The organism is Pseudoflavonifractor sp. An184, from assembly GCF_002160305.1.
Taxonomy (GTDB): Bacteria; Bacillota; Clostridia; order Oscillospirales; family Oscillospiraceae; genus Lawsonibacter; species Lawsonibacter pullicola.
This window is the reverse complement of sequence record NZ_NFKI01000002.1, coordinates 14,203-37,995: the sequence shown is the minus strand read 5'-3', so window position 1 is coordinate 37,995 and position 23,793 is coordinate 14,203. Positions and strand designations below refer to the sequence as shown.

Below are 23,793 nucleotides of genomic sequence, written 5' to 3'. Positions count from 1 at the left end.
GTGAAGATTTTAATGGCCACCATGGGCCTGGATATCGGCGGAGCGGAGACTCACATCGTGGAGCTGGCCAAGGAGCTGAAAGCGGAGGGCCATGACGTGGCCATCGCCTCCAACGGGGGAGTGTACGTGCCCGAGATCAAGGCGGCGGGCATCCGCCACTACTCGGTCCCCATGCACCGGCGGAACGTAAGGTATATGCGCCGCTCCCGGAAGCTTCTCAAGGAGATCATCCAAAAGGAGAAGCCCGATGTGGTCCACGCCCACGCCCGCATCCCCGCCTTTCTGTGCGGCTCTCTTCATGCCACCATGCACTTTCCCTTTGTCACCACCGCCCACTGGGTCTTTGAGACCCGGGGGATGCTCCGCTACCTCACCAACTGGGGGCAGCGGACGGTGGCTGTGTCCGAGGATATCAAGGCATATCTGATGCGGGAGTACGGGGTGCCGGAGGAGCACATCACCGTCACCGTCAACGGCATCGACACCAACAAGTTCTCCCCGGAGGTATCCCGGGACAGGGTGATGGCCGAGCTGGGGCTGGACCCCCAAAAGCCGGTGATCTCCTATGTGAGCCGGATGGATGAGGACCGGGCTCTGGTGGCCCGTCAGCTGGTGCAGGTTGCCCGGGATCTGGACCGGGAAGTGCCGGGTATCCAGCTGATCATCACCGGCGGGGGCAATGTGTTTGACGAAATCAAAGCCCAAGCGGACCAGGTGAACGCGGATCTGGGCCGCACCTGCGTGGTGATGACCGGTCCCCGCACCGACATCAACGAGATCGTGGCGGCGGGGGACCTGTTTGTGGGGGTGTCCCGCTCGGCTCTGGAGGCCATGTCGGCGGCCAAGCCGGTGATCGTGGCGGGCAACGAGGGCTATCAGGGGCTCTTCGGCCCGGACAAGCTGGAGGAGGCCCAGGCGGGCAATTTCTGCTGCCGGGGTCTGCCTATGTCCACCCCGGAGCGGCTGCGGGAGGATGTGCTGGCCGCCCTGGCCCTCCCGCCGGAGAAGAAGGCGGAGCTGGGGGAGTACGGCCGTCAGGTGATCTTTGATTTCTACTCGGTGCGCCGGATGGCGGGGGACTGCCTGAAGGTGTACGACCAGGTGCGCCGGCGCCGGTATAACGTGGTGATGAGCGGTTACTACGGCTTCTCCAACGCGGGAGACGACGCCATCCTTCAGTCCATTCAAGAGGGGATTGTGGCCGCCAGCGAGGACATCTCCATCACGGTCCTGTCCAACGACCCGGCGCTGACCGAGCGGCTGTACGGCCTGGATGCGGTACCCCGATTCCAGGTATGGAAAGTCCTTCAGGCCCTGCGCCGGTGTGACGCGCTTCTGTCGGGAGGGGGGAGCCTCCTGCAGGACCGGACCTCCACCCGGTCCCTTCTCTACTATCTGTCCATCATCCGGCTGGCGGAGCGGTTCCACAAGCCGGTGATGCTCTACGCCAACGGCATCGGTCCGGTGAGCAGGCCGGCCAACCGCCGGCGGGTCAAAAAGGCGGTGGAGCGGGCGGCTCTGGTTACCCTCCGGGACCGCAGCTCCGCCAAGGAACTCCAGGATATGGGAGTGAGCCGCTCCGACCTGTATGTGACGGCGGACCCGGTGTTCAATCTGCCCCCCGCCCCGGAGGCGCGGGGACAGGAGCTGCTGGAAACAGCCCGGCTGCCCCAGGGGGTTCCCTTCGCGGCGGTTTCCGTGCGGGACTGGCCTGGGACGGGGGAGTTTCCCCGTCAGCTGGCCGCCCTGTGCGACCACCTGCGCCGGGCCTACGGCATGGAGATTCTGTTTCTAATGATGCAGCCCGGCCACGACCGGGCCGCCACCCAGCAGGTGCGCCAGGCTATGGAGGAGCCCTCCTATCTGCTGGAGGCCTCCTGCACCCCGCAGGAGCTGATGGCGGTGCTGGGACAGGCACGGCTGTGCGTAGCGATGCGCCTGCACACCCTGATTTTCGCCGCCCGGATGGCGGTGCCCTGCTTGGGATTGGTGTACGACCCCAAGGTGGAGAGTTACCTCCAGGAGCTGGAGCTGCCCTCCGCCGGCCATGTGGAGCGCTTTGACGCCCGGGAGGCCATCGCCTGCGCCGACCGCCTGATGGCGGACTACGACGTGGTTCTCTCCCGCCTCCGGGACAAGTCCCAGGCCCTGTCCCAGGCGGCGCTGAGAAACGAGGAGCTGCTGCTCCAGCTGCTGGAGGGTTCAGCCGCAAAAAAATCCTGATGACGGATGTGCGGGGCCCAGGCGTATTTTCACACGCCTGGGCCCCGCCTTTTTCGGCAGAAGATGGGGCGTTTTGCAGGAACAAGAAAAATGTTTTGCAAAATTTGAAAAAAGCACTTGACAAAATGACAGGTTTGGGTTTACAATAACGAACGTCCAAAGAGAAACTGGACGCGCCCCGGCGTGCGGGCGAAGAACGCTACCACGAGAGAATGGAGTGAAGACCAATGGCTCAGCAGATGGAGAAGCAGGGGACCCGGAAGGACCAGAGCGGACGTGCTGGAGCATTGGTGTGTGCGTAAGAGTGAATTCCCACAGGCTCATACGAACTCAAAACTTTGTTCCATCGTTTGCGGTAGGCGGCGGTGGTATTTTTATACCCAAAATACAGAAAGGAGGAGGTGAGAAGCATGACAATGGTGAAGCGTGAGCCCAACAATATCTGGAGCCGTGTTCGGGAGGACCGGGACATCGACGATCTGATCTTCGGCGAGGAGTCCTACTACGGCTACAAGGAGGACCATACATGCAGCGAGCGGTGACGAACAGTCCCGGCACTGCAGTTCTGGACATATAGACACCGCGGCAGCTTTCTTCCCGGCTGACCGCGGTGTTTTTCTTTTTTTGCCCCGGGAAAATTGTAAGGTTTTCCACTTAAGGGGTTGCGTTGCGGCGGAAGATATACTAAAATAGATACCAGTGAGTTTTCCGGCGAGCTTGGGGCCGGCGCCACAGACCGGAATGCTGAGTGAGAAGGCAGATCCGAATTTTCTGAGAATACCAAAGAGTATTTGGAGGTCGATTCAACATGAGAAAGGTACAGTTTACGGAGACGGTACTGCGCGACGCGAACCAGTCGCTGATCGCAACCCGCCTCCCCTACGACAAGTTTGAGCCCATCCTGGAGACCATGGATAAGGCCGGCTTCTACTCCGCCGAGGTGTGGGGCGGCGCCACCTTTGACGTATGCCTGCGCTATCTGCGGGAGGACCCCTGGGAGCGGCTGCGCAAGATCCGCGCCAAGATGCCCAACACCAAGCTGCAGATGCTGCTCCGCGGCCAGAACATCCTGGGCTATAAGCACTACCCCGACGACGTGGTGCGCAAGTTTGTGGAGTACTCCGTGAAGAACGGCATCGACATCATCCGGATTTTTGACGCACTCAACGACGTGCGCAATCTGGAGGTGGCCATTGACGAGACCAACAAGCAGGGCGCCCACGCCTCCGGCACCATCTGCTTCACCACCAGCCCGGTTCACACCCTGGAGAAGAACGTCCAGATGGTGAAGGACCTGAAGAGCATGGGTGTGCAGTCCATCTGCATCAAGGATATGGCCGGTATCATGGGCCCCAAGGACGCCTATGATCTGGTCTCCGCCATCAAGGATGCGGTGCCCGAGCTGCCTCTGGTCATCCACACCCACTGCACCACCGGTCTGGCCTTCATGACCGACCTGAAGGCGGTGGAGGCCGGCGCCGATGTGATCGACACCGCTATCTCCCCCTTCTCCGGCGGCACCTCCCAGCCCGCCACCGAGACTCTGGCTTACGCCCTGCGTCAGCTGGGCTACCAGGTGGATCTGGACGACAAGGTTCTGGTGGAGATGGCCGACTTCTTCAAGGGCGTCCGCGCCGACTTCCTGAAGGACGGCACTCTGGACCCCATCTCCATGTCCACCGACACCCAGTGCCTGAACTATCAGATCCCCGGCGGCATGCTGTCCAACCTGATCTCCCAGCTGAAGATGATGAACGCCATGGACAAGCTGGACGAGGCCCTGGCCGAGACCCCCAAGGTCCGCGCCGACCTGGGCTATCCTCCCCTGGTCACCCCCACCAGCCAGATGGTGGGCTCTCAGGCCGTGCAGAACGTGCTGGCCGGCGAGCGCTACAAGGTGGTGGGCAAGGAGATCAAGGCCTACTGCCGCGGCGAGTACGGCCGTACTCCCGCCCCCATCGACCCCGATATTCAGAAGAAGATCCTGGGCGACACCCCTGTGGTGAAGGGCCGCTATGCCGACTCCCTGGAGCCCGAGTTTGAGAAGACCAAGAAGGAGCTGGGCGCCACCGCCAAGAGCGACGAGGACGTCCTGAGCTACATCGCCTTCCCCCAGGTGGCCATGGCCTTCTTCAAGGACCGCGAGGCCGGCTTCCCGCCCAAGGAGGAGGCTAAGAAGGCGGAGCCCAAGAAGGAGGCTGCTCCCGCCCCCAAGCTGGAGGATATGGCCCCCATCCCCGCCTGGCAGGGCCACGTGTACTACACCGAGGTGCCCGCCCCCGCGGTGCCCGGCTACACCAGCCGTCCCATTCCTCAGTTCGCCGCCTCTTATCAGCCTGCCTACCTGAAGATGGGCAAGCGTGAGGACCTGACCGGCTCCTTCACCGTGACCATTGACGGCAAGCCCTTCCAGGTCTCCGTGGCCAAGGCGGACGGCCCCGCCGCCCCCGTGGCTGCCGCTCCTGTGGCTGCTCCCGTCGCGGCCCCCGCACCGGCTCCCGCCCCTGCGCCCGCGCCCGCCGCGGCCCCGGCTGCGCCTGCTCCTGCCCCCGCGCCGGCTCCCGCCGCTGCTCCCGCTCCTGCGGCTGCGGCTCCCGCCGCCGGTGAGACTGCGGTGAACAGCCCCATGCCCGGCAGCATCTTCAAGGTGGAGTGCTCTGTGGGCCAGTCCGTGAAGGCGGGCGACGTGCTCATCGTGCTGGAGGCCATGAAGATGGAGATCGAGGTGTCCGCCCCTGTGGACGGCACGGTCAAGTCCATCGCTGTGGCCACCGGCGCCACCGTCAACACCGACGATCTGCTGGTGGTTCTGGGCTGAGTGTACTCCCGGCCAGCGTTGCTGTAAGTGAAAGAATAAAAAAGCTGACCCATCCAGTAGGATGGGTCAGCTTTTTTCAGCTTGTCAAAAAACCTCTGTATAGGTGAATCCGCTCAAGTTAGGGCGGGGGAGCTCGAGGGGGCGGCAGCCCGCCTCGAGTGGGAACGAATGCCCTGAATGCCTTGCAAGGCAAGGCATTCAGCGAGCGCAGCGAGGACTTTTCCGCCGCGCAGCGGCGGGAAAGTATTGGCATTTTTTCAGGCTGTCGGAAAAGTCTTTGGACTTTTTCGACAGCCTGAAAAAAGCTGACCCATCCAGTGAGATGGGTCAGCTTTTTTGCTGAGAGACCGGCACATGCGGGAAAAACCAAGCGGCCAGAGAAACATTACAGCCAGTCGTCCACCACATCCCGCAGAGAGGCGGGACCCACGCCGTGCTCTACCAACAGGGTCATCAGCTCGTCGATCCGCAGAGCGCTGGTGGTGATTCCGGGGACGGCGGCGGTGTCTCCGTCATCCTCGGAGATCTTTACGCCATAGTTTTCGCAGGAAAAAGCTCCCGACTCCACGGTATCCACCGTAAGGGAATAGTGAAAGGTTCGGGAGCGGCCCAGCTCGTCCGGGCAGGTACGGGATGCAATTTTAATTTCCATCATGTAGCGTTTTCTCCTCTCCTTTAGAACACATGACCACATTATATAGTGTGCCTGTGGAAAGAGGAAGAAAAACTGGTCGAAAAAATATCTCACATTTCGCCTGGTTTCGAGGACGCGAGAGTGTTTTTTCGTCATACCCCGTCGAATCTCCGAGAATTTCCGGGGAAATTTTCACGCATAAAATTCTTTTCTGTGGAAAAAGCTGTGGAAACATCCAGATTCCGGATGCTCCCACAGCTTTAAAATGGAAAAATGTGAGATTGTTCAGCGGACCCGGAGCCGCCTGGCCAGCTCCCCGTCCGGAGTGACCCAGGCGGTCTCGTAGGTGGTGTAGATCACCATACCCGGCCGGGCCCCGCCGGGCTTTTTCACATACTTCACCGGGGTGTAGTCCACCGGCACCTTGCTGCTGTCCCGGGCCTGGGAGAACCAGGCGGCCAGACAGGCGGCCTCCTGGACGCTCTGCAGGTCGGGCTCCCGCCCCTCGGTCCACAGGATCACGTGGGAGCCGTGGATCTTCTGGGTGTGGAACCAGATGTCGCTCTTGAAGGCCTGCTTGCAGGTGAGCAGGTCGTTCTGGGTGTTGTTCTTGCCCACCGAGATGCGCAGGCCGGAGGAGGAGCGGAACTCCATGGGCTTGGAGACCACCCGCTTTTCCCGGCCCTTGACCTTGGAGGGGCGGCGGAGATAGCCGGTGTCGGTGAGCTCCTGACGGATCTCACTGAGGTCCTTCTCCCCCTCGGCCAGGGGGATGGTGTCCAGGACGCTGTTGAGGTACTCCAGTTCCCGGCGGTTTTTCTCCAGCTGCTGGGTGAGCATCACCTCGGCGGTCTTTGCCTTGTTGTACTCCTTATAATACTTGGCGGCGTTCTGCTGGGGGGTGAGGAGGGGGTCCAGCTGGATGTCCACCTCTTTTCCCTCCGGGTCGTAGAAGTCCACGGTGCGCAGCCGGGCCATTCCCCGCTCCATCTGGTAGAGGTTGGAGGTGAGGATGTCCCCCAGCTCCCGCAGCCGCTCCCGGTCCTGGGTGGCGGCGAGCTCCTGCTCCTGGTGGGCGATCTTGCGGGCGGTGCGGTCCCTTGCGGTGGTCACCGAGCGGATCAGATCCTGCCCCCGCTGCTTCACCCGCTCCAGGTGCTCCCGCTGCTCATAGAACCGGTCCAGCAGCTCCGAAAAAGAGGGGAAGGGGGTGCACTCCACCAGGGCTCCGTACTGGGCCACCGGGAAGAAGGTAAAGTCCCAGGGGGCCCCGTCCCGGCTGAGCAGGGTGGGGGAGAGGCGGTGTTCCCGGACTAGGGCGAGCAGCCCCTCCAGGCTGTCCAGCAGCCGTGTCCGGCCGGCCGGTCCCAGCACGTTCAGGCGCAGGTCGGTGGCGCCCCCCGCCTGGAAGGCCAGCTCCCGGCACACCAGGGGGGACAGGCCGCTGAAGGTGTCCAGCAGCCACTTGTCCGCCTGGGCCTCCTCCGGGGCGGCGGAGAGCAGGCGCTCCAGCTCCTCCCGGCTCTGGGCGGTGGGGTCCAGCTTCTCCTGGGCGGGGGGGAGGCGGTAGAACATGCCGGGCAGCAGGGAGCGCTGATTGGCGTTTCCGGTCCCCAGGCTGGACTCCACCCGCCGCATGCAGTCCAGGATGCGGCCGGACTCGTCCAGCAGGATCAGGTTGGACCGGCGGCCGATGGCCTCCAGCACCAGCCTGCGCTCCACCCGGTCCCCCAGCTCGTTGAGGGCCTCCAGGGTGAAGATCACCACCCGCTCCAGCGGTGGCTGTTCCACCGCCAGCAGCCGGGCGCCGGACAGGTGCTTGCGCAGGAGCATGCAGAACATGGGGGGCGTGTCCGGGTTCTCCCGGGAGATCTGGGTGAGCTGGGGCCGGGGGTGGTTGGGGTTGGCGGACAGCAGCAGGCGCACGTTCCCGTGGGCGGGGGTGCGCACCGCCAGCAGGATCTCGTCCCGGCCGGGCTGATAGATCTTATCAATTTTTCCGCCGGTGACCGTCTGGTCCAGCTCGTGGACCAGGCCGGACAGGCAGAGGGCGTCTAAGGGCATGGGAAACACCTCGGTTTCAGATAGGAGATATGAGATAGGAGATAGGAGTTTGGAGATAGGAGATAGGAGATAGGAGTTTGGAGATAGGAGATAGGAGTTTGGAGATAGGAGTTTGGAGATAGGAGTTTTAAGTTAGGAATTAGGAGTTAGGAATTTATCTCCTATCTTCTATCTCCTAACTCCTATCTCTCACTGGGGGTTCATGATGTGGTCGAAGAGCTCGTTGAGGCGGTCGGTGCGGCCCTGGAGGTAGAGCCAGCCGAACAGGGCCTCCAGGCCGGTGGCCGACTGGTACTGGGCCCGGGTGGCCGCCCGGGGCACCGAGTGGGGAGCGGTGTTCCGGCCCCGGCGGTACACGTCGGCCTCCTCGTCGGTGAGAAGGGGGAGCAGCCGCTCCATGGCGGCGGCCTGGGCGGGAGCGGCCACATAGCCCACGGTGGCCCGGTGCAGGTCCTTTACCTTGACCTTCCCGTGGAGGCACAGCCAGGCGCGGACCATCAGCTCAAACACCCCGTCCCCCAGATGGGCCAGCCCCAGGGAGCTCATGTTCAGCAGCTCCTCCCGGCTGGCGTTCAGATGAAAATAATCCATATTGATCCTCGTTATAGCATGAAATTGGAGTGGAAAACGGTTATGCCATCATAGCATATTTGGCAGAGAAATACAAGGGAGGGAGGCGGCGGGGGAGGGCCCTCCAGAATTTCCTTGCTTTTTTCAGAAAAGTAGAGTATACTGCCCGTTGGCAGAGTAGGGCCACACGTGCTGGTCCCGGCCTGGAATGGGCCAGGGGGACCTTCAGTGCCGGCGGGACGGGGAGTTGTCCGCCGGACGAACAGCGTTTCCAAAACGCGGCAGTGGGTGGTCCGCATCCCGCTGCCGCATGGGCCGAGCGGAGATAAAGTTCCCTCCTTCTGTGCGGCATTCCCGCAAAACGGGCTGCCGAACACAGAAGGAGGTTTTTTATCATGCGGCAAATCCGAATCCCTATGAACCTGTACCGAACGCCCTGTTCCCCCGCCTATTGGCACGAGGCCAATCTGGCCATGAAGTGCCTCAAACTGCTGGTCTTTGCGGCGCTGATGATTGCGGTGACCCGGGCCCTGTCCCTGATCCCCGGCATCCCCATCTGGCACACCAAGCTCACCTGGGGCTTCCTGGCCCGGTCGGTGTGCGCCCTGGTGTGCGGCCCGGTGCTGGGGCTGGTCTTTGGCTTTGTGGAGGATATTCTGGGCTTTGTCCTCCAGCCCACCGGGGACTTTTTCCCCGGCTACACCCTGTCCACCATGGCGGGAGTGCTGGTGTACGCCCTGTTCTTCTTCCGCCGGCGGATCACCGTGGTGAACCTGGTGCTGGCCAACGCGGTGGTGAATCTGCTGGTGAATGCGGCCATGGGCTCGGTGTGGAGCACCATGGTCCGGGGCGGGGGATACCTGGGCTGGTTCATTCCCAGCCTGGCCAAGAACCTGATTACCATTCTCCCCAAGGCGGCGGCGCTGTACATCCTGTTTCAGGCGCTGCTCCCCATCCTGCGCCGGATGGACCTGATCCCCGATCAGACCGAGGGGCGGATTCGGTTTTTTTAGGCCGTGTTTGAGCAGAACTGGGCCGCGCCTGGCAAACACTCCCCGCCGGCAGGGAACCCGTTCAAAAGCGCCAAATATTTTGGGCCGCATCCGGTGAGATGGCGGGCCGCTTGTGCGGCCTCCTCCCGGATGCGGCCCTGTTTCATTTTTTGGAATAATCGGCCGAAAAAGCGCATGGAACCCCGAAGAAGGCTGTATCAGCGCTGTCCTCCCGGCTCCTCAGCTTGGCCAGGATGACCTGGTCCGCCGGGCAGAACTCGTACTGGGGGATCTCGTCCACGGTGATCCAGCGGATGTCGTTGTGCTCCAGCTTCTGGGGCGCGCCCTCCGAGATGGAGGCGTGGAACAGAGTCAGGTGGATGGTGAGATCGGGGTAGGTGTGGGTGACCTCCAGAAAGACGCCGCCCACGGAGACCGTGACGGCCAGCTCCTCCCGGCACTCCCGAATGAGGGCGGCCTCCTTGGTCTCGCCGGGCTCCACCTTGCCGCCTACAAACTCCCACAGAAGGCCCCGGGCCTTGTGGGCTGGACGCTGGCAGATCATAAATTTATCCCCCGACCAGATCAGGGCGGCGACAACTTGGGTCATAACAGAGGCCTCCTAATATTTCTGTGAGTTTTCTCTGAGCCAGGCGGCTGACGGCGCGGGTGCGCCGTAAATTCCCGGCCTGTGGGCGGGAAATGCGCAGGGGCGGCTCCGCCGCTCCGAGCATTCAAATCCAGAAGGGGCGGTTAAAATCGATGTTTTGAAATATCAAAAAGGTATAGGGGAAACCACCCCACCGGCCTTCTGGCCGGCGGCGCCTTTGCGCCGTACGAGCGTTTTGCCGCAGGCAAAACCTCGGCGCAGGCGGAATTCACTTCCGCCGAGCATTTTAATCCAAAGGGTGAAAGCCGCCTTTGGCGGCTGAAACCCAAAAAGAAAGGACTTCCGATAGGAAGTCCTTTCTTTTTGGAGCGAGTGACGAGGCTCGAACTCGCTACCTCCACCTTGGCAAGGTGGCGCTCTACCAGATGAGCTACACTCGCGGCGACGGATGTTATTCTAGCAGAAGTTGGACGGGTTGTCAACGGGTTTTTCAAAAAAATTTGAAAAAAATTTCCGAAAGGAAAAACTGCCAGGGTCAGAAAGGGAAACTTCCAGCCACTCCCGGTTGACGGAAGGAGGGAGGATGGGCTAAAATCCGTATTGCCCACCAACGAAATAGGTTGAATGAAACTTTGCAGTACAAGCAATGTAAAGAAGAAATACCTGTCCAATGGTGGGAAGCCACTGTAACAAGGAGTGTATTCGAATGAACAAGAGAATCCTTTCTGCCGCGATGGCTCTGTCTCTGATGGCCGCGCAGGCGCCTATGATGTCTTACGCCCAGGGGGCCTCTATGACGGAGGAGGACCTGATTGCCGCCCTGGAGCAGGCCCAGGCCGGGGCCACTGTGGAGCTGACCGGGAGCGTGGAACTCTCCAGCCAACTGGTGATTGAGAAGGAAATCGTTCTGGACGGCAACGGCTATACCATTACCAAAGGGGAGGGGGAGGATGTGTTCCCCAACAACGCCGGGATTCTGGTGACCGCCGGCGCCACCCTGCGGGACCTGACCGTCGAGGGGCCCAACACCAACGCCGAGGGCTGGGATAACGGCGAGTTCGGCATCAAGCTGTATGAGGCCCGGGGGGCCCAGCTCCAGAACGTCACCGTGGGGCAGGCCAACGCCGGAATCCAGGTCAGCGGCGGCTCCGTGACCATGAGCGGCACCATTGACGTGTCGAACAATGAGTTCGGCGGTATCGAGGTGTGCCGGGAGGCCCAGCTGGACCTGACCCAGGCCGCTCTGGTGAACGAGAGCGAGACCAAGGAACAGCCCACCCTGTGGAGCGACAGCGGAAAGGGGACCATCCAGGCCAATGAGAGCCAACCCCTGTACATCTGGACCGAGTACGCCTCCGGCAAGGACCACATCTACCTGGACCAGGACAACCTGGGGGTGGAGGCCCAGATGGACGGCGCCTCCTATGAGACGCTGGCCCAGGCCCTGGAGGCCGCCGGGCTGTCCGAGGGGGACAAGACCGTCACCCTGCTGAAGAACGTATCCGTAGGCTCCGGCGAGCAGGCGGAGTCCCGGTCCTCCGGTGGGGCGCTGACCCTGCCCGCCGGCGTCACCCTGAACGGCCAGGGCCACACAGTGACTTATACCGGAGAGTCGGAGATTGACAGCCTGCTGGCGGTGGACGGGGCGGACAGCGCCATCCGGAACGCCTGCTTTGCCGGCGGGGGCAAGGCCCGGCATGTGCTGACCTTCTCCGGGGCGGAGAACGCCCGCCTGGAGGGCGTCACCGTCCAGGGCGGTCAGACGGCCGCCATTCTGGTGAACGGGGCCTCTGTCACCCTGGAGAACAGCGCCCTGAAGCCCCAGGAGGGGGCCGGGGCCAGCATCACCTACCAGGCGGACAGCAAGCTGCCCAGTCTGACCTTGAACAGCGTGGATGCCAGCCCGGAGACGAATCTGTTGTATATCAGCCCGGAAACGTTGGAGCAGATCGGGACCTTGGGCAGCACCGAGGACATGGAGGAGATTCTGGAGCAGGTCCGGGCCTCCATCGGCGGCTCTGACCGGGTGGACCTGACCTATGACAAGGACAGCGGAAGCGTGTCCGCCCCTGCCCCTGTCCGCCACGCCGTCACCCTGGAGGCCGGCGAGAACGGCAGTCTCTCCGCTGACCGCACCCAGGCCCAGTCCGGCGCGGTGATCACCCTCACCGTCACCCCCGAGAAGGGGTACCGGCTGGAGAAGCTGGAGGCCCGGGACGGCCAGGACCAGGCCGTGGAGCTCACCCGGCAGGAGGACGGGACCTACACCTTTACCATGCCGGAGAGCCCTGTGACGGTCTCCGCGGTCTTTGGGCCCGTCTTCCGGGACGTGGCCGAGAGCGACTGGTTCTATGCCGCCGTGCAGTATGTCTATGAGCAGGGCATCATGTCCGGTGTGGAGGAGGGCCGCTTTGAGCCCGGCGCCACGCTGACCCGCGCCATGCTGGCCCAGACCCTGTACGCCATGGAGGACAAACCCCAGGCATCCGGCGGGGAGGACTTCTCCGACGTGGAGGAGGGCGACTGGTACGCCGCCGCCGTGGCCTGGGCCGCGGAGAACGGCCTGGTGTCCGGCGTGGGCGGGGACCGCTTTGCCCCCAACGACGCCCTGACCCGGGAGCAGATGGCCCTGATCCTGTACCGCTATGCCCAGCACAAAAGCTATGATGTGCAGGTGGACGGCGAGCCCCTGGAGGGCTTCCAGGACATGGAGAAGATCTCCGACTGGGCGGTGGAGGCCATGGCCTGGGCGGTAAACGCCAAGCTGCTGTCCGGCACCGGGGATCATCTGCTGACTCCGGCCGGGACCGCGACCCGCGCCCAGGTGGCTCAAGTGCTGGCCAACTTCTGCCAGACCGTGGCCTGAGCCCGCCGGTGAGGGACGAAACATCATCTGGTCGTGACGAATATCAAACACCCATTTGAAAATTGACAGACTAGGTCCTGTTTGAAAGGTGTCAACGTGTCCAAACAGCGACAACTGAAGGGCGAGAAATCACTTTGCAGCAGCCCGCCGCATTGAAAAAGATGCGGCGGGCTTTTTCCCTGCCCGCAGCGAAATTCAGGAGGTCTCAGCCCGCCGCAACGCGCGGGCAGGCGATCTTCTGCCCGCATATTTTTCCTTGCTATTTCCACTGGAAAACAGTAAAATAGTCCTTAAACAGGCCCTGGAACGTGGGCAGAGAGGCGGCGGCGCGCATGATGTACAACCCCCAGCTGGAGACCTTCCTCCGGGTGGCGGACGCGGGGAGCTTCAACAAGGCGGCGGAGGAGCTGTTCATCACGCCGCCGGCGGTGATCAAGCAGATCACCTCCCTGGAGTCCAGCCTGGATTTGAAGCTGTTCATCCGCAGCCCCCGGGGGCTGAAGCTCACCGAGGCGGGCAAATCCATCTACCGGGACGCCCAGTATGTGGTACAGTACTGCAAGGACTCGGTGGTGCGGGCCAAGAACGCCGCCGAGGAGGGGGACAAGATCATCCGCATCGGAGTCTCCCCCATGACGCCGGGGCAGTTCCTGCTGGATCTCTGGCCGGCCATCAAGACCCAGTGTCCCAACATCAAATTCAAGATGGTCCCCTATGAGAACACCCCGGAGAACTCGGTGGAGATCCTGCGCAACCTGGGTCAGAACATCGACATTGTGGCCGGGCTCTTCGACCAGAATTTCCTGGAGAACCGGCAGTGCGCCGCCCTGGAGCTCAGCCGGGAGCCCATCCGATGCGCGGTATCCATCTACCACCCCCTGGCGGCCAAGGACCATCTGACGGTGGAGGATCTGCACGGGGAGAACTTCCTGCTGATCCGCCGGGGCTGGAACCGGTATCTGGACCAGATGCGGGACGAGCTGTGGCGGGACCACCCCCAGATCCGCATTGTGGACTTTGAGATGTTCAACATCAACGTGTTCAACCAGTGCGAGAACTCCGAGGACATCCTCATGACCATCGACAACTGGCGGCAGGTCCACCCCCTGCTCAAGACCATCCCGGTGGACTGGAGCTACACCATCCCCTACGGCCTGCTCCACTCCCCCCGCCCCACGCCCACGGTCCGGCGGTTTCTCAAGGCGGTCCGGACGGTGTATCAGTTATAACACAGACGTACATACAGCATAACTTTTCGAGACTTCTGCGGAGGTCTCGATTTTTTTATAATAAAAGTTTTACCGATTTTCTGATTATCTTTTCAAATCTCCGCAAATGTCGGAAAGGCTTGGAATATCAAGCATTTCCGGCATTTTGCATTTCGGAAGATACCCCGCATATCATGGCATTTCGGAGCCTCACTTGGCGTTGAAAAGTAGTAAAACCGTAGTAGAAACGGCGGCTTACTACTACGCCGCCAGCCTGTCCATCGCCGCCTTTGCGGAGGCGTAATCCGCATGAGCATAATAGTTCAGCGTCATGGTGATGTTGGAATGTCCCATGATGTACTGCAAGTCTTTGGGGTTCATCCCAGCGTGGGCAAGGCGAGTGCAGAAGGTATGCCGCATGGTATGGGGCGTGATGTTCGGCAGGGCTTCTTCTGGCTTGTGGTGCTTGTTGTACTTCCTGACAAGCCCCTGGAACATACTCTCGTAACAGGACGCCGTTTTGGGAAGGTCGCTCTGGTTGAGGAACAGGAAGTTGGTGTAGCCCCCGATATTGACCGGGGCGGCCTTGCCTCTGTTCTTCACAGCCCGCTTCAACGCCTGGTAAACCTTCTCGCTCATGGGGATCTGCCGCGCACCCTTTTTGGTCTTGGGCTCGTCCACATAGTAGCCGAGCTCGCTGTCCCGCAGGAGCTGGTGGTCCACATGGATGCAGCGGTTTTCAAAATCCAGGTCCGTTGTCAATCCGCACAACTCGGAAATGCGGAGGCCGGTCCCCAGCAGAACGATGATCTCATCACAATACTTCCGGTAGACCGGATCGCTGCCGGCGAAGGCCAGGAGGCGGTCCTCCTGCTCCTGGGTCAACGCGGCTTTTTCCTCCGTGTCATCCTCCAGGACATCGGCTATGGCGAAGTTGAACGGGTTTTTGCGGATGCAGTCATCCTCAATCGCCGTGTAGAAGGCAGCCTTCAAAGACCGTTTCCAGTTGCTTAACGGCGTCCCGGCAAATACGCCCACCAAGTCACGCGCTGCAAAGTAAACGCAGAGGAACGGTCCAAGGATAAAGACCGAACTGATGCCGGATAGGATGCGGGAAACAGTGAGCAGCCCACGGTGTTTTCCCGTGAACTCCATCAACCGCTTAATCCCGCCGGATTTTTGTTTCATGGATGCAAGACCTTCTTATCAATTCTTCGATTAGTTGTTGCTAACCTCTTGATGTAAGTGTACAGCTTTTGCCCGGCATCGTCTACGACCTATCGGGTATGTTAAGGGGGCGGAACATATGAGCGAAGGGTTTCAGAATCTCTTTCCCCAGGGCGGTCCCAACACCGTGGCGGGCCAGTATTTCAGCGGGGCCAGCTACCTCTATCCTCTGAGCAATGAGGGTGGCGTCTCCGTTTCCAACGTGACCTTCGAGCCGGGGTGCCGGAACAACTGGCACATCCACCACAAGGGCGGTCAGATCCTCCTGTGCACTGCCGGACGGGGCTACTACCAGGAGTGGGGTCGGCCCGCCCGGGAGCTGCGCCCCGGCGATGTGGTGAGCATCCCGCCGGAGGTGAAGCACTGGCACGGGGCGGCCCCGGACAGCTGGTTCGCCCATGTGGCCATCTCCATTCCCGGCTCGCAGGCGGAATGGCTGGAGGCCGTGGATGAGGCGGACTATCAAAAATTGAAGTAACGAGAAGCGGAGGGCATTCTTATGGACTATGTGACCTTAAACAATGGGGTGACAATGCCCCAGCTGGGCTTCGGCACCTATCAGATCAAGGACCCGGCGGAGTGTGAGCGGGCGGTGCGGGACGCCATCGACGTGGGCTACCGCCTCATCGACACGGCGGCCTCCTATGGCAATGAGGAGGCGGTGGGCAAGGCGGTGCGGGAGTGCGGCGTGGCCCGGGAGGACCTGTTCGTCACCACCAAGCTGTGGATTTCCGACGCAAGCTATGAGGGGGCCAAGCGGGGATTTGCGGCCTCCATGGAGCGGCTGGGCCTGGACTACCTGGACCTGTACCTGATTCACCAGCCCTTGGGCGACTACTACGGGGCCTGGCGGGCCATGACCGAGCTGTGCAAGGAGGGCCGCGTCCGGGCTATCGGGGTGTGCAGCTTCTACCCCGACCGGCTGGCCGACCTCATTGCGTTCAACGAGATGCCTCCCGCCGTCAACCAGGTGGAGTGCAACGTGTTCTTCCAGCAGCACAAGGCCCAGGACTACATGAAGTCCAAGGGCGTCCAGATGCAGAGCTGGGCTCCCTTTGCCGAGGGGCACAATGACCTGTTCCACAACGAAACCCTGACCGCCATCGGGGAAAAATACCACAAGAGCGTGGCCCAGGTGGTGCTGCGCTGGCAGCTCCAGCGGGGTATTGTGTGCATCCCCAAGAGCACCAAGCGGGAGCGGATGGCCCAGAACTTCGATGTGTTCGACTTCACCCTGTCCCAGGAGGACATGGCTGCCATCGCCGCCCTGGACACCGGCGTCAGCTCCTTCTTTGACCACCGGGACCCCGCCGTGGTGGAGATGCTGGCCGGCCTGGTACGGAAGGTATAAGGGGAAACCCCGTCCCCCCGGGGGCGGAGTCCATAAAAATCAATTTAAAGTTACGTAAGGAGGACCAAGCAATGGGCAATCTCAAACGCATGGGGGCCGTGCTTTTGTCCCTGGCCCTGATCTCCAGCCTGAATCTTAACGCCCTGGCCGCGGTGGAGGACACCGGCTATACCGACGTGGACGCCGGGAGCTGGTACGCCCAGGCGGTGGAGTACGTCCGGGACAACGGCCTGATGAGCGGCACCTCGGACGCCCAGTTTTCCCCCAGCGGCACCATGACCCGGGTCATGCTGGCCCAGACCCTGTACCGGGCGGCGGGCAGCCCCACCGTCTCGGGTAGCGACGCCTTCACCGACACCCAGGCGGACGCCTGGTACGCCGACGCCGTCCTGTGGGCCACCCGGGAGGGGATCATCAGCGGCTACGGAGGCGGGCTCTTCGGTACCAACGACCCGGTGAGCCGGGAGCAAATCGCCGTCATCCTCTGGCGGGACGCAGGCAGTCCGGAGGCCCAGGCCGGCTCCCCCTTCGCCGATGAGGGGAGCATCGCCTCCTGGGCCGCCCAGGCAGTGGACTGGGCCCAGAGCAGCGGCATCCTCAGCGGCCGGGAGAACAGCCGCTTCGATCCCCAGGCCAGCGCCACCCGGGCGGAGGTGGCCGTGATGCTCCGGGCCTACCGGACCATGGGCGCATCCGAGCTCCCGGAGCCCCCGGCGGAGGGGAGCCATGTGCTGGTGGCCTACTTCTCCGCCACCGGCAACACGGAGCGGGTGGCCAATGCCATCGCGGAGGCCACCGGAGGCGACCTGTTTGAAATCACCCCGGCGGACCCCTACACCGACGACGATTTGAACTGGACCGACGAAAACAGCCGGGTGGTCCAGGAGTACGAAAATCCGGATGCCCGGGATACGGAGCTGGTCGCCTACACCCCGGAGAACTGGGCGGACTATGACGTGGTCTTTGTGGGCTACCCCATCTGGTGGTATGACGCCGCCTGGCCGGTGGACGGCTTTGTGGCGGAAAATGACTTCACCGGCAAGACGGTGATCCCCTTCTGCACCTCCTCCAGTTCCGGCCTTGGGGAGAGCGGGCAGCGGCTGGCCCAGCTGGCCGGCACCGGCGACTGGATGGAGGGACAGCGGTTCCGCTCCAGCGCCTCTCAGGAGGACGTAACTGCCTGGGTGGAGAGCCTGGGACTGAATTGAATGGAAAAGAAAGCGCTAGCTTTAGAAAAGGAAGTCTAAATCATGGAAAACTTTGTCTATGAATATCCTACAAAAGTCTGTTTTGGAAAAGGGGCGGCCAAGGCCCACCTGCCCGGCATTCTGTCTGCCTGCGGCCCCAATGTGCTGCTGGCCTACGGCGGCGGTTCCATCAAGAAAAACGGGGTCTATGAGGAACTGCTGGAAATATTGAAGGCCGCCGGCAAGACGGTCACCGAGTTTGCCGGCATCATGTCCAACCCCACCTGGGTAAAGGTGCAGGAGGGGGCCCAGCTGGCCCGGGACTGTAAGGCCGATCTGGTGCTGGCGGTGGGCGGCGGCAGCGTCATCGACTGCTGTAAGATTGTGTGCGCTCAGGCAGTCACCGACGAGGAACTGTGGGATCTGGAGATGGTTCAACACAAGGCGCCGTCCGTGCCCCCCATCCCTCTGGGGGCGGTGGTCACCGCCTCGGGCACCGGGGCGGAGATGAACGGCGGGGCGGTCATCACCAATGAGGAGGCCAAAATCAAGGGCGGCATGTTCGCCGCCGCCCCCCGCTTCGCCATTCTGGACCCGGAGTATACTATGCGCCTGCCCCGGATGCAGGTGCTCTCCGGCGCCTTTGACACCCTGAGCCACGCCATGGAGACCTATTTTGGCCGCTCCGACCGGGACAACGTCTCCGACGAGGTGGCCCTGGCCGTCATGCACAGCACCGTGGTCAATATGCGCACTTTACTGAAGGACATCAACGATTACACCGCCCGCAGCAATCTCATGTGGACCTCTGCCATGGCGGAGAACGGCATTTTAAAGGTAGGCCGGGTCACCGACTTCGAGTGCCACCAGATCGAGCATCAGCTGGGGGCCTACACCGACTGCAACCACGGTCAGGGGCTGGCGGTGCTCCACCCCGCCTACTACCGGCACATCGTGAAAGACGCGCCGGAGAAGTTTACAAAGCTGGGAAAAGTTGTATTTGACGTGGACGGCTCTGATGGGGCGGTGGATGCTTTGGCCGCCTTCATCCAGGAGTGTGGCCTGCCCACCAGACTCTCTCAGCTCCGCTCCAAGGTGGAGGTCACACCGGAGTTGCTGCGGCAGGTGGCGGACAGCACCAATCTCCTGCCCAACGGCCCCCGGCAGCTCACTCACGACGAGGTTTATGAAATCTTAAAGGAGTGTCTGTAAGGGGAAAGAGCACATCCACCGGCTTTGTGCACCGTCCCGTCAAAAGGACAGGAGAGATAATTCAAACAATACTGGCTGGCAGCCAAAGTGCTGCCAGCCTTTTTATGCAACGAAGCGCATCTCTATACCCCCGGCGTGAGAGAATATGCACCATGCGCCCTTCTGGGGCAGGATGGACATGCCTCTGCGGGAAGTGCAGGGGGGGCGGAAGCGGTCCAAATCCCCAGCAGTTGAAGAGAGCTGAAAGCCTTGGATTTCAAGGCTTTCAGCTCCGCTTGTTGCAATATGCGGTTTTTATGGCGCTTCCGGCGGCAGAGGGGGAGGGGAGCGGGCGTTCAGCGTCTTCGCCGGGGCGGCCGGGACTGGGGCTCCTGCTCCACCAGAATAATGTCCTCCCCGAAGCGGCGCACCGAGCTCCAGGGGATATACCGGTCCTCCTCCCGGCCCAACAGGCCGAACAGCCTCCGCCGGCCGGGGACCACCAGTGAGCGCACCTGGCCGCTCTCCAGGTCCACCTCCATGTCCTCCACATATCCGAACCGGCTTCCGTCCCGCAGGCCGATTACCTCTTTCCAGCGCAGCTCCGCGATCCGCGTCTCCATGGAGCATGCCCCCTTTCTATGGCTGTCTTATGGATATGCGGGGGAGGAGCTGTCCTATACGAAAAAACGCCCCAGCGCATCGATAAAATGCGCTGGGGCGGGGTTTTGCCTATTTTACAGGACCTTGCTGAGGAACAGCTGGGTGCGGGGGTTCTGGGGGTGGTCGAACAGCTCGCTGGGGGAGTTCTCCTCCAGGATCTTGCCGCTGTCCATGAAGATGACCCGGCTGGCCACCTCGCGGGCGAAGCCCATCTCGTGGGTGACCACCGCCATGGTCATGCCCTCGTGGGCCAGATCACGCATCAGATCCAGCACCTCGCCCACCATCTCAGGGTCCAGGGCGGAGGTGGGCTCGTCAAAGAGCATCACGTCGGGCTCCATGGCCAGGGCCCGGACAATGGCGATGCGCTGCTTCTGGCCGCCGGAGAGCATGTTGGGGTACTCCTCGGCCTTGTCCGCCAAGCCAATGCGCTCCAGGAGCTTCTTGGCCTGCGCCTCCGCCTCGGCCTGGGTTTTCAGCTTCAGCTGGACCGGGGCCAGGGTGATGTTTTTCAGCACCGTCATGTGGGGGAACAGGTTGAAGTGCTGGAATACCATGCCCATCTTCCGGCGGTGGAGGTTGATGTCCACCTTTTTGTCGGTGATATCCACGTCGTTGAAGTAGATGTGTCCCGTGGTGGGCACCTCCAGCAGGTTCAGACACCGGAGCAGGGTGGACTTGCCGGAGCCGGAGGGGCCGATGATGGCCACCACCTCGCCCTTTTGAATGGTAAGGGAGCAGTCGTTCAGGGCCATGACCGCCCCGTGGTTGTAGGACTTGACCACGTGCTCCACACGGATCAGATTACCGCTTGTCGCCACGGCGCATCCTCCTTTCGATTGCCTCAATCGCCTTGCTGGCGGGGAAGTTGATGCAGAAATAGATGGCCGCTACCAGGACGAAGGGGCCCACCGAGATGGTGGTGGTTCCGGCTACGTTGCGGGCGGCCCAGGTGAGCTCCATCATGCCGTAGGTGGAGCAGATGGAGGACTCCTTCACCATGGTGACCACCTCATTGGCCAGAGCGGGGAGCACGTTCTTGATGGCCTGGGGCAGAACCACCAGCTTCATGGCCTGCCACTGGGACAGTCCCAGGGAGCGGGCGGCCTCAGTCTGGCCGGAGTCCACCGCCAGAATGCCGGCCCGGAAGATTTCGGCCACATAGGCGGAACTGTTCAGAGCCAGAGCCACCACGAAGGGGATGAACATATTCAGACGGATAAAACCTACGGTGATGCGGGGCACCTGAATGATGGAAGAGAAAATGCCAAAGTAGATGATGGTCAGCTGAACCAGCAAGGGGGTGGAGCGAAAGACCGCGATATAAGCCCCGGAGATGGTATGAATCAGCTTATTTTTGCTCAGCCGCATCAAAGCCAGCACCAGAGCGGGGATGACGGCCAGAAGCACCGCCGCAACGGACAGGGCCAAGGTGTTTAAAACGCCATCGACAAAATAGGGGGCGAATTTGGGAAGAAATTGGAAGTTGATAAAGCTGGCCGGGCCCGGATCGGTAAACAGATGAATGAAGGGTTCAAACGTGGTGGCAATCTGTTGAGCGAGATTCTCAAACATGGCGGCACTCCTTTATTTCTGTCAGGGAAACAAGATGAGACCGTGGAAAGCCGGGTAGACCAGCTTTCCACGGTACGCGTCATTTAAAAAGATGGGGAAGATCAGCCCTCCAGGGCCTGGTCGCTGAGCTCGTTGGCCTCGGCGATGAAGCTGTCCATGGTACCGTCCTCCAGCACGCGGGCGATGGTCTCGTTGATGGAGGGGAGCAGGTTACCCGGGTCATCCTTAGGCACCCACACGCGGTAGGGCTCCACATAGCCGCTCAAATCAATATCAACAGCGGCCAGATCGGGGTTGGATTCCAGGTACTGGTCGGCAACCGCGCCGTCCAGGATCAGAGCATCCACCTGATCATACACCAGGGCGTTCACCAGGTCGATAACGGAGGACATGAAGTTGGGGGTGGCGCCGGGCATGTCATTGGTGACGATGTCCGCCTTGGTGGTGGCCATCTGGGCGCCGACCACCATGCCGTCAAAGTCCTCCAGAGAGGAGTAGTTGCCCTCGTTGCCCGCCTTCACCAGGATCTTGGGGGGCAGGTCGGAGTAGTAGCCGTCAGAGCAGTTGGCGTTCTGGCTGCGCTCGCCGTCATCCTCCAGGGCGGCGATGATCATGTCGCACTGGCCGTTGTTCATCAGAGTGAACAGGTTGTCGAAGTCCATGTGGACCACCTCAAACTCCAGGCCCAGGTCCTCGGCGATCTGACGGCCCAGAGCCACATCCAGACCCACGATCTGGTCCTCGCCGTTCTCATCAAGGATGTGGAACTCGAAGGGGGGATAGTCGGCGGAGGTGCCCAGAATCAGCTTGCCGGGCTCTACGGTGGTGACCTCAGCAGCGGTACTGGTGTCGCCGGTGGAGGCGGAGCTATTGGTCTGGGAGGAGCTGTCAGGGGTAGAGGCAGAGCCGGAAGCGGAGGAGCTGCTGTCCCCACCGCAGGCGGCCAAGCTCAGGGCCATGGTCAGGGACAGGCCCAGCGCAAGAAGTTTTTTCGTCATTCGTTTCAATCTCCTTTACAGGCCTGGACCGGTTGCCCGGTCCAAACAGGTTGTTAAGAGTATACTCCTAAAATTTATACATCGTCAATAGATAAATATGCGAATTCTCCTGTTTTGCGGAATTTTTTTTGGCGTAAATGACAGCACGGGAGAATTTGCAGTTGAAAGTGGGAAAGAAAGGGGGTATAATCCCCACTGCAAGGTTTTTTGAAGGAGAAAAAATGGGGATGCGTCACGCGGGAGCTGGGCGGGCCGCCCCCGGATGAGAGTGGAATAAAATGAATAAAATTTTGCATAATTCAGTTTTGCATGTCAATTTGGAACAGCTGCGCCGGAACGTGCGGACCCTGCTGGGTGAGCTGGAGGGGAAGGCGCTCATCCCGGTGCTCAAGGGCAACGCCTACGGCCTGGGGCTGGAGCGGATCGGCCGGGAGCTGGCCGCCTTTGACGAGATCCACACCCTGGCGGTGGCCCAGGTGTCCGAGGGAGCGGCCCTGCGGGAAGCGGGAGTGGAGAAGGACATCCTGGTGCTGGGGGGCGTGCCGGAGCGGCTGCTGGCCCCGGCGGCGGAGCTGGACCTGACCCTGCCCGTGTGGCGGCTGGGGGTGCTGCCCCAGCTGGTCCGGCTGGGCCGGGAGCGGGGACGGCCGGTGAAGGTCCAGGTGAAGGTGGAGACCGGCCTGCACCGGGTGGGGCTGACGCCGGGGGCGGAGCTCTCCGCCCTGCTGGAGGAGTGGCGGGCCGCCCGCCCCTGGGTGACCGTCACCGGGGCATACAGCCACTTTGCCGACCTGGGGGACCGGGAGCGGACCGGGGAGCAGGTGAGGACCTACCTGTCCGGCGTGGACCAGTTGGAGGCGGGGGGGATGGAGATCCCCTTCCGGCACATCTCCGCCAGCGCCGCCAGCGAGTATTTCCCGGAGTACCGGCTGGACGGGGTGCGCATCGGCCGGCGGCTGTACATGGACCACCCCACAAAGCCCCTGGGGACCATCGGGGAGGTGGCCTCCTGGCGCACCTGGGTGACCAACCTGCGGGAGCTGAAGGCGGGGGATGCCCTGGGATACGGGGGACACGTCCGGATGGAGCGGGACGGGACGGTGGCCACCATCGCCGTGGGCTACGGGGACGGTCTGAGCCCGGAGCTGGTCGGGGCCAATGGCCCGGTGCTTATCCGGGGGCGGCGGGTCCCCATGCTGGCCTGCTGCATGGACCAGACCATTGTGGACGTCACCGGCCTGGACTGCCGGGTGGACGACGAGGTGACCCTGTACGGGTACGACCGGGCGGGAAATTTTCTCTCCGCCCAGGAGGTGTCCCTCCTCATCGGGGACGACGAGGGGTGCGGGCTCACCTCCCTACTCAGCGGGCGGGTGGCCCGGGTATACGAGGAACGGTAAAAAACGTGCCGGAAGGTGCAACCTTCCGGCACGTTCAGCTTGTCGAAAACCTCTGTTCAGATGAATCCGCCCGAGTGTCGGCGGGGGAGCTCGAGGGGGCGGCAGCCCGCCTCGAGTGGGATCGAATGCCCTGAATGCCTTGCATGGCAAGGCGTTCAGCGAGCGCAGCGAGGACTTTTCCGCCGCGCAGCGGCGGGAAAGTAACGGCATTTTTAC

At 61.9% G+C, this 23,793-nt stretch carries 19 protein-coding genes, 1 tRNA gene, 1 pseudogene and 1 riboswitch; of the genes and pseudogenes, 11 read left to right on the top strand and 10 right to left on the bottom strand.

The window, feature by feature from the left end; translation table 11 throughout:
* The 3 genes from csaB to B5F19_RS01165 all read left to right on the top strand — a co-directional run bounded on the left by csaB (position 1) and on the right by B5F19_RS01165 (position 5,041).
* The gene (csaB, locus tag B5F19_RS01170) at positions 1–2,223 is read left to right on the top strand and encodes a polysaccharide pyruvyl transferase CsaB (RefSeq protein ID WP_087286797.1); all 2,223 of its coding nucleotides are present in this window, start codon (positions 1–3) and stop codon (positions 2,221–2,223) included.
* A 410-nt stretch (positions 2,224–2,633) separates the two neighbouring features.
* A complete protein-coding gene (locus B5F19_RS18170) occupies positions 2,634–2,765 on the top strand; it encodes a hypothetical protein (protein WP_255378357.1) in 132 nt (43 codons plus the stop codon).
* Between the two features lie 266 nt (positions 2,766–3,031).
* Positions 3,032–5,041 (top strand): pyruvate carboxylase subunit B, encoded by a 2,010-nt coding sequence (locus B5F19_RS01165; protein ID WP_087286794.1) that lies wholly within the window; start codon positions 3,032–3,034, stop codon positions 5,039–5,041.
* A gap of 385 nt (positions 5,042–5,426) precedes the next feature.
* Here B5F19_RS01165 and B5F19_RS01160 read toward each other — a convergent pair whose 3' ends face one another.
* From B5F19_RS01160 to B5F19_RS01150, 3 genes are all read right to left on the bottom strand, one after another.
* Entirely contained in the window at positions 5,427–5,696 is a 270-nt protein-coding gene (locus B5F19_RS01160; RefSeq protein WP_087286791.1) for a DUF6514 family protein, read from the bottom strand.
* Positions 5,697–5,960: 264 nt separating this feature from the next.
* Positions 5,961–7,739 carry an NFACT RNA binding domain-containing protein gene (locus B5F19_RS01155; protein ID WP_087286788.1) on the bottom strand — a complete coding sequence of 593 codons (1,779 nt, stop codon included), beginning with the start codon at positions 7,737–7,739 and terminating at the stop codon, positions 5,961–5,963.
* Between the two features lie 189 nt (positions 7,740–7,928).
* Positions 7,929–8,330: a ribonuclease III domain-containing protein gene (locus tag B5F19_RS01150; RefSeq protein WP_087286785.1), complete on the bottom strand. Its 402-nt coding sequence runs from the start codon at positions 8,328–8,330 to the stop codon at positions 7,929–7,931.
* A 150-nt stretch (positions 8,331–8,480) separates the two neighbouring features.
* A riboswitch (THF riboswitch) is annotated at positions 8,481–8,617 on the top strand.
* Between the two features lie 87 nt (positions 8,618–8,704).
* Here B5F19_RS01150 and B5F19_RS01145 point away from each other — a divergent pair.
* Complete coding sequence (locus tag B5F19_RS01145; RefSeq protein WP_087286782.1) at positions 8,705–9,322, top strand: folate family ECF transporter S component; 618 nt, start codon at positions 8,705–8,707, stop codon at positions 9,320–9,322.
* A gap of 142 nt (positions 9,323–9,464) precedes the next feature.
* Here B5F19_RS01145 and B5F19_RS01140 read toward each other — a convergent pair whose 3' ends face one another.
* Entirely contained in the window at positions 9,465–9,911 is a 447-nt protein-coding gene (locus tag B5F19_RS01140) for a (deoxy)nucleoside triphosphate pyrophosphohydrolase (RefSeq protein ID WP_087286779.1), read from the bottom strand.
* Positions 9,912–10,275: 364 nt separating this feature from the next.
* Positions 10,276–10,351 (bottom strand) — tRNA-Gly (locus B5F19_RS01135).
* 266 nt (positions 10,352–10,617) lie between these two features.
* Between B5F19_RS01135 and B5F19_RS01130 the strand changes: the two genes are divergently transcribed.
* Positions 10,618–12,777 (top strand): S-layer homology domain-containing protein, encoded by a 2,160-nt coding sequence (locus tag B5F19_RS01130; RefSeq protein WP_162612490.1) that lies wholly within the window; start codon positions 10,618–10,620, stop codon positions 12,775–12,777.
* 332 nt (positions 12,778–13,109) lie between these two features.
* Positions 13,110–14,006, top strand: a complete 897-nt coding sequence (locus B5F19_RS01125; RefSeq protein ID WP_343219410.1) for a LysR family transcriptional regulator — start codon at positions 13,110–13,112, stop codon at positions 14,004–14,006.
* A 240-nt stretch (positions 14,007–14,246) separates the two neighbouring features.
* Here B5F19_RS01125 and B5F19_RS01120 read toward each other — a convergent pair.
* Positions 14,247–14,999: pseudogene (locus B5F19_RS01120) on the bottom strand (site-specific integrase); the annotation flags it as partial.
* Between the two features lie 292 nt (positions 15,000–15,291).
* On the opposite strand from B5F19_RS01120, the gene B5F19_RS01115 reads away from it, so the two are divergent.
* The 4 genes from B5F19_RS01115 to B5F19_RS01100 all read left to right on the top strand — a co-directional run bounded on the left by B5F19_RS01115 (position 15,292) and on the right by B5F19_RS01100 (position 18,962).
* Positions 15,292–15,690 carry a cupin domain-containing protein gene (locus B5F19_RS01115; protein WP_087286773.1) on the top strand — a complete coding sequence of 133 codons (399 nt, stop codon included), beginning with the start codon at positions 15,292–15,294 and terminating at the stop codon, positions 15,688–15,690.
* 21 nt (positions 15,691–15,711) lie between these two features.
* Complete coding sequence (locus B5F19_RS01110) at positions 15,712–16,563, top strand: aldo/keto reductase (RefSeq protein ID WP_087286770.1); 852 nt, start codon at positions 15,712–15,714, stop codon at positions 16,561–16,563.
* A 71-nt stretch (positions 16,564–16,634) separates the two neighbouring features.
* Positions 16,635–17,771: a flavodoxin gene (locus B5F19_RS01105; RefSeq protein ID WP_087286767.1), complete on the top strand. Its 1,137-nt coding sequence runs from the start codon at positions 16,635–16,637 to the stop codon at positions 17,769–17,771.
* Between the two features lie 42 nt (positions 17,772–17,813).
* The gene (locus B5F19_RS01100; RefSeq protein WP_087286765.1) at positions 17,814–18,962 is read left to right on the top strand and encodes an iron-containing alcohol dehydrogenase; all 1,149 of its coding nucleotides are present in this window, start codon (positions 17,814–17,816) and stop codon (positions 18,960–18,962) included.
* 335 nt (positions 18,963–19,297) lie between these two features.
* Here B5F19_RS01100 and B5F19_RS01095 read toward each other — a convergent pair whose 3' ends face one another.
* The 4 genes from B5F19_RS01095 to B5F19_RS01080 all read right to left on the bottom strand — a co-directional run bounded on the left by B5F19_RS01095 (position 19,298) and on the right by B5F19_RS01080 (position 22,177).
* Positions 19,298–19,564: a YlmC/YmxH family sporulation protein gene (locus B5F19_RS01095; RefSeq protein WP_087286762.1), complete on the bottom strand. Its 267-nt coding sequence runs from the start codon at positions 19,562–19,564 to the stop codon at positions 19,298–19,300.
* A gap of 114 nt (positions 19,565–19,678) precedes the next feature.
* Positions 19,679–20,407 (bottom strand): amino acid ABC transporter ATP-binding protein, encoded by a 729-nt coding sequence (locus B5F19_RS01090; RefSeq protein WP_191436648.1) that lies wholly within the window; start codon positions 20,405–20,407, stop codon positions 19,679–19,681.
* A 1-nt stretch (position 20,408) separates the two neighbouring features.
* Positions 20,409–21,179, bottom strand: coding sequence for an amino acid ABC transporter permease (locus B5F19_RS01085; RefSeq protein ID WP_087286759.1), 771 nt, complete (start codon positions 21,177–21,179; stop codon positions 20,409–20,411).
* Between the two features lie 101 nt (positions 21,180–21,280).
* Complete coding sequence (locus B5F19_RS01080; protein WP_087286756.1) at positions 21,281–22,177, bottom strand: transporter substrate-binding domain-containing protein; 897 nt, start codon at positions 22,175–22,177, stop codon at positions 21,281–21,283.
* Positions 22,178–22,455: 278 nt separating this feature from the next.
* Here B5F19_RS01080 and alr point away from each other — a divergent pair, with 278 nt between their 5' ends.
* On the top strand, positions 22,456–23,577 hold the full coding sequence (alr, locus tag B5F19_RS01075; protein WP_087286753.1) for an alanine racemase: 1,122 nt from the start codon (positions 22,456–22,458) through the stop codon (positions 23,575–23,577).
* Positions 23,578–23,793 lie beyond the last annotated feature (216 nt).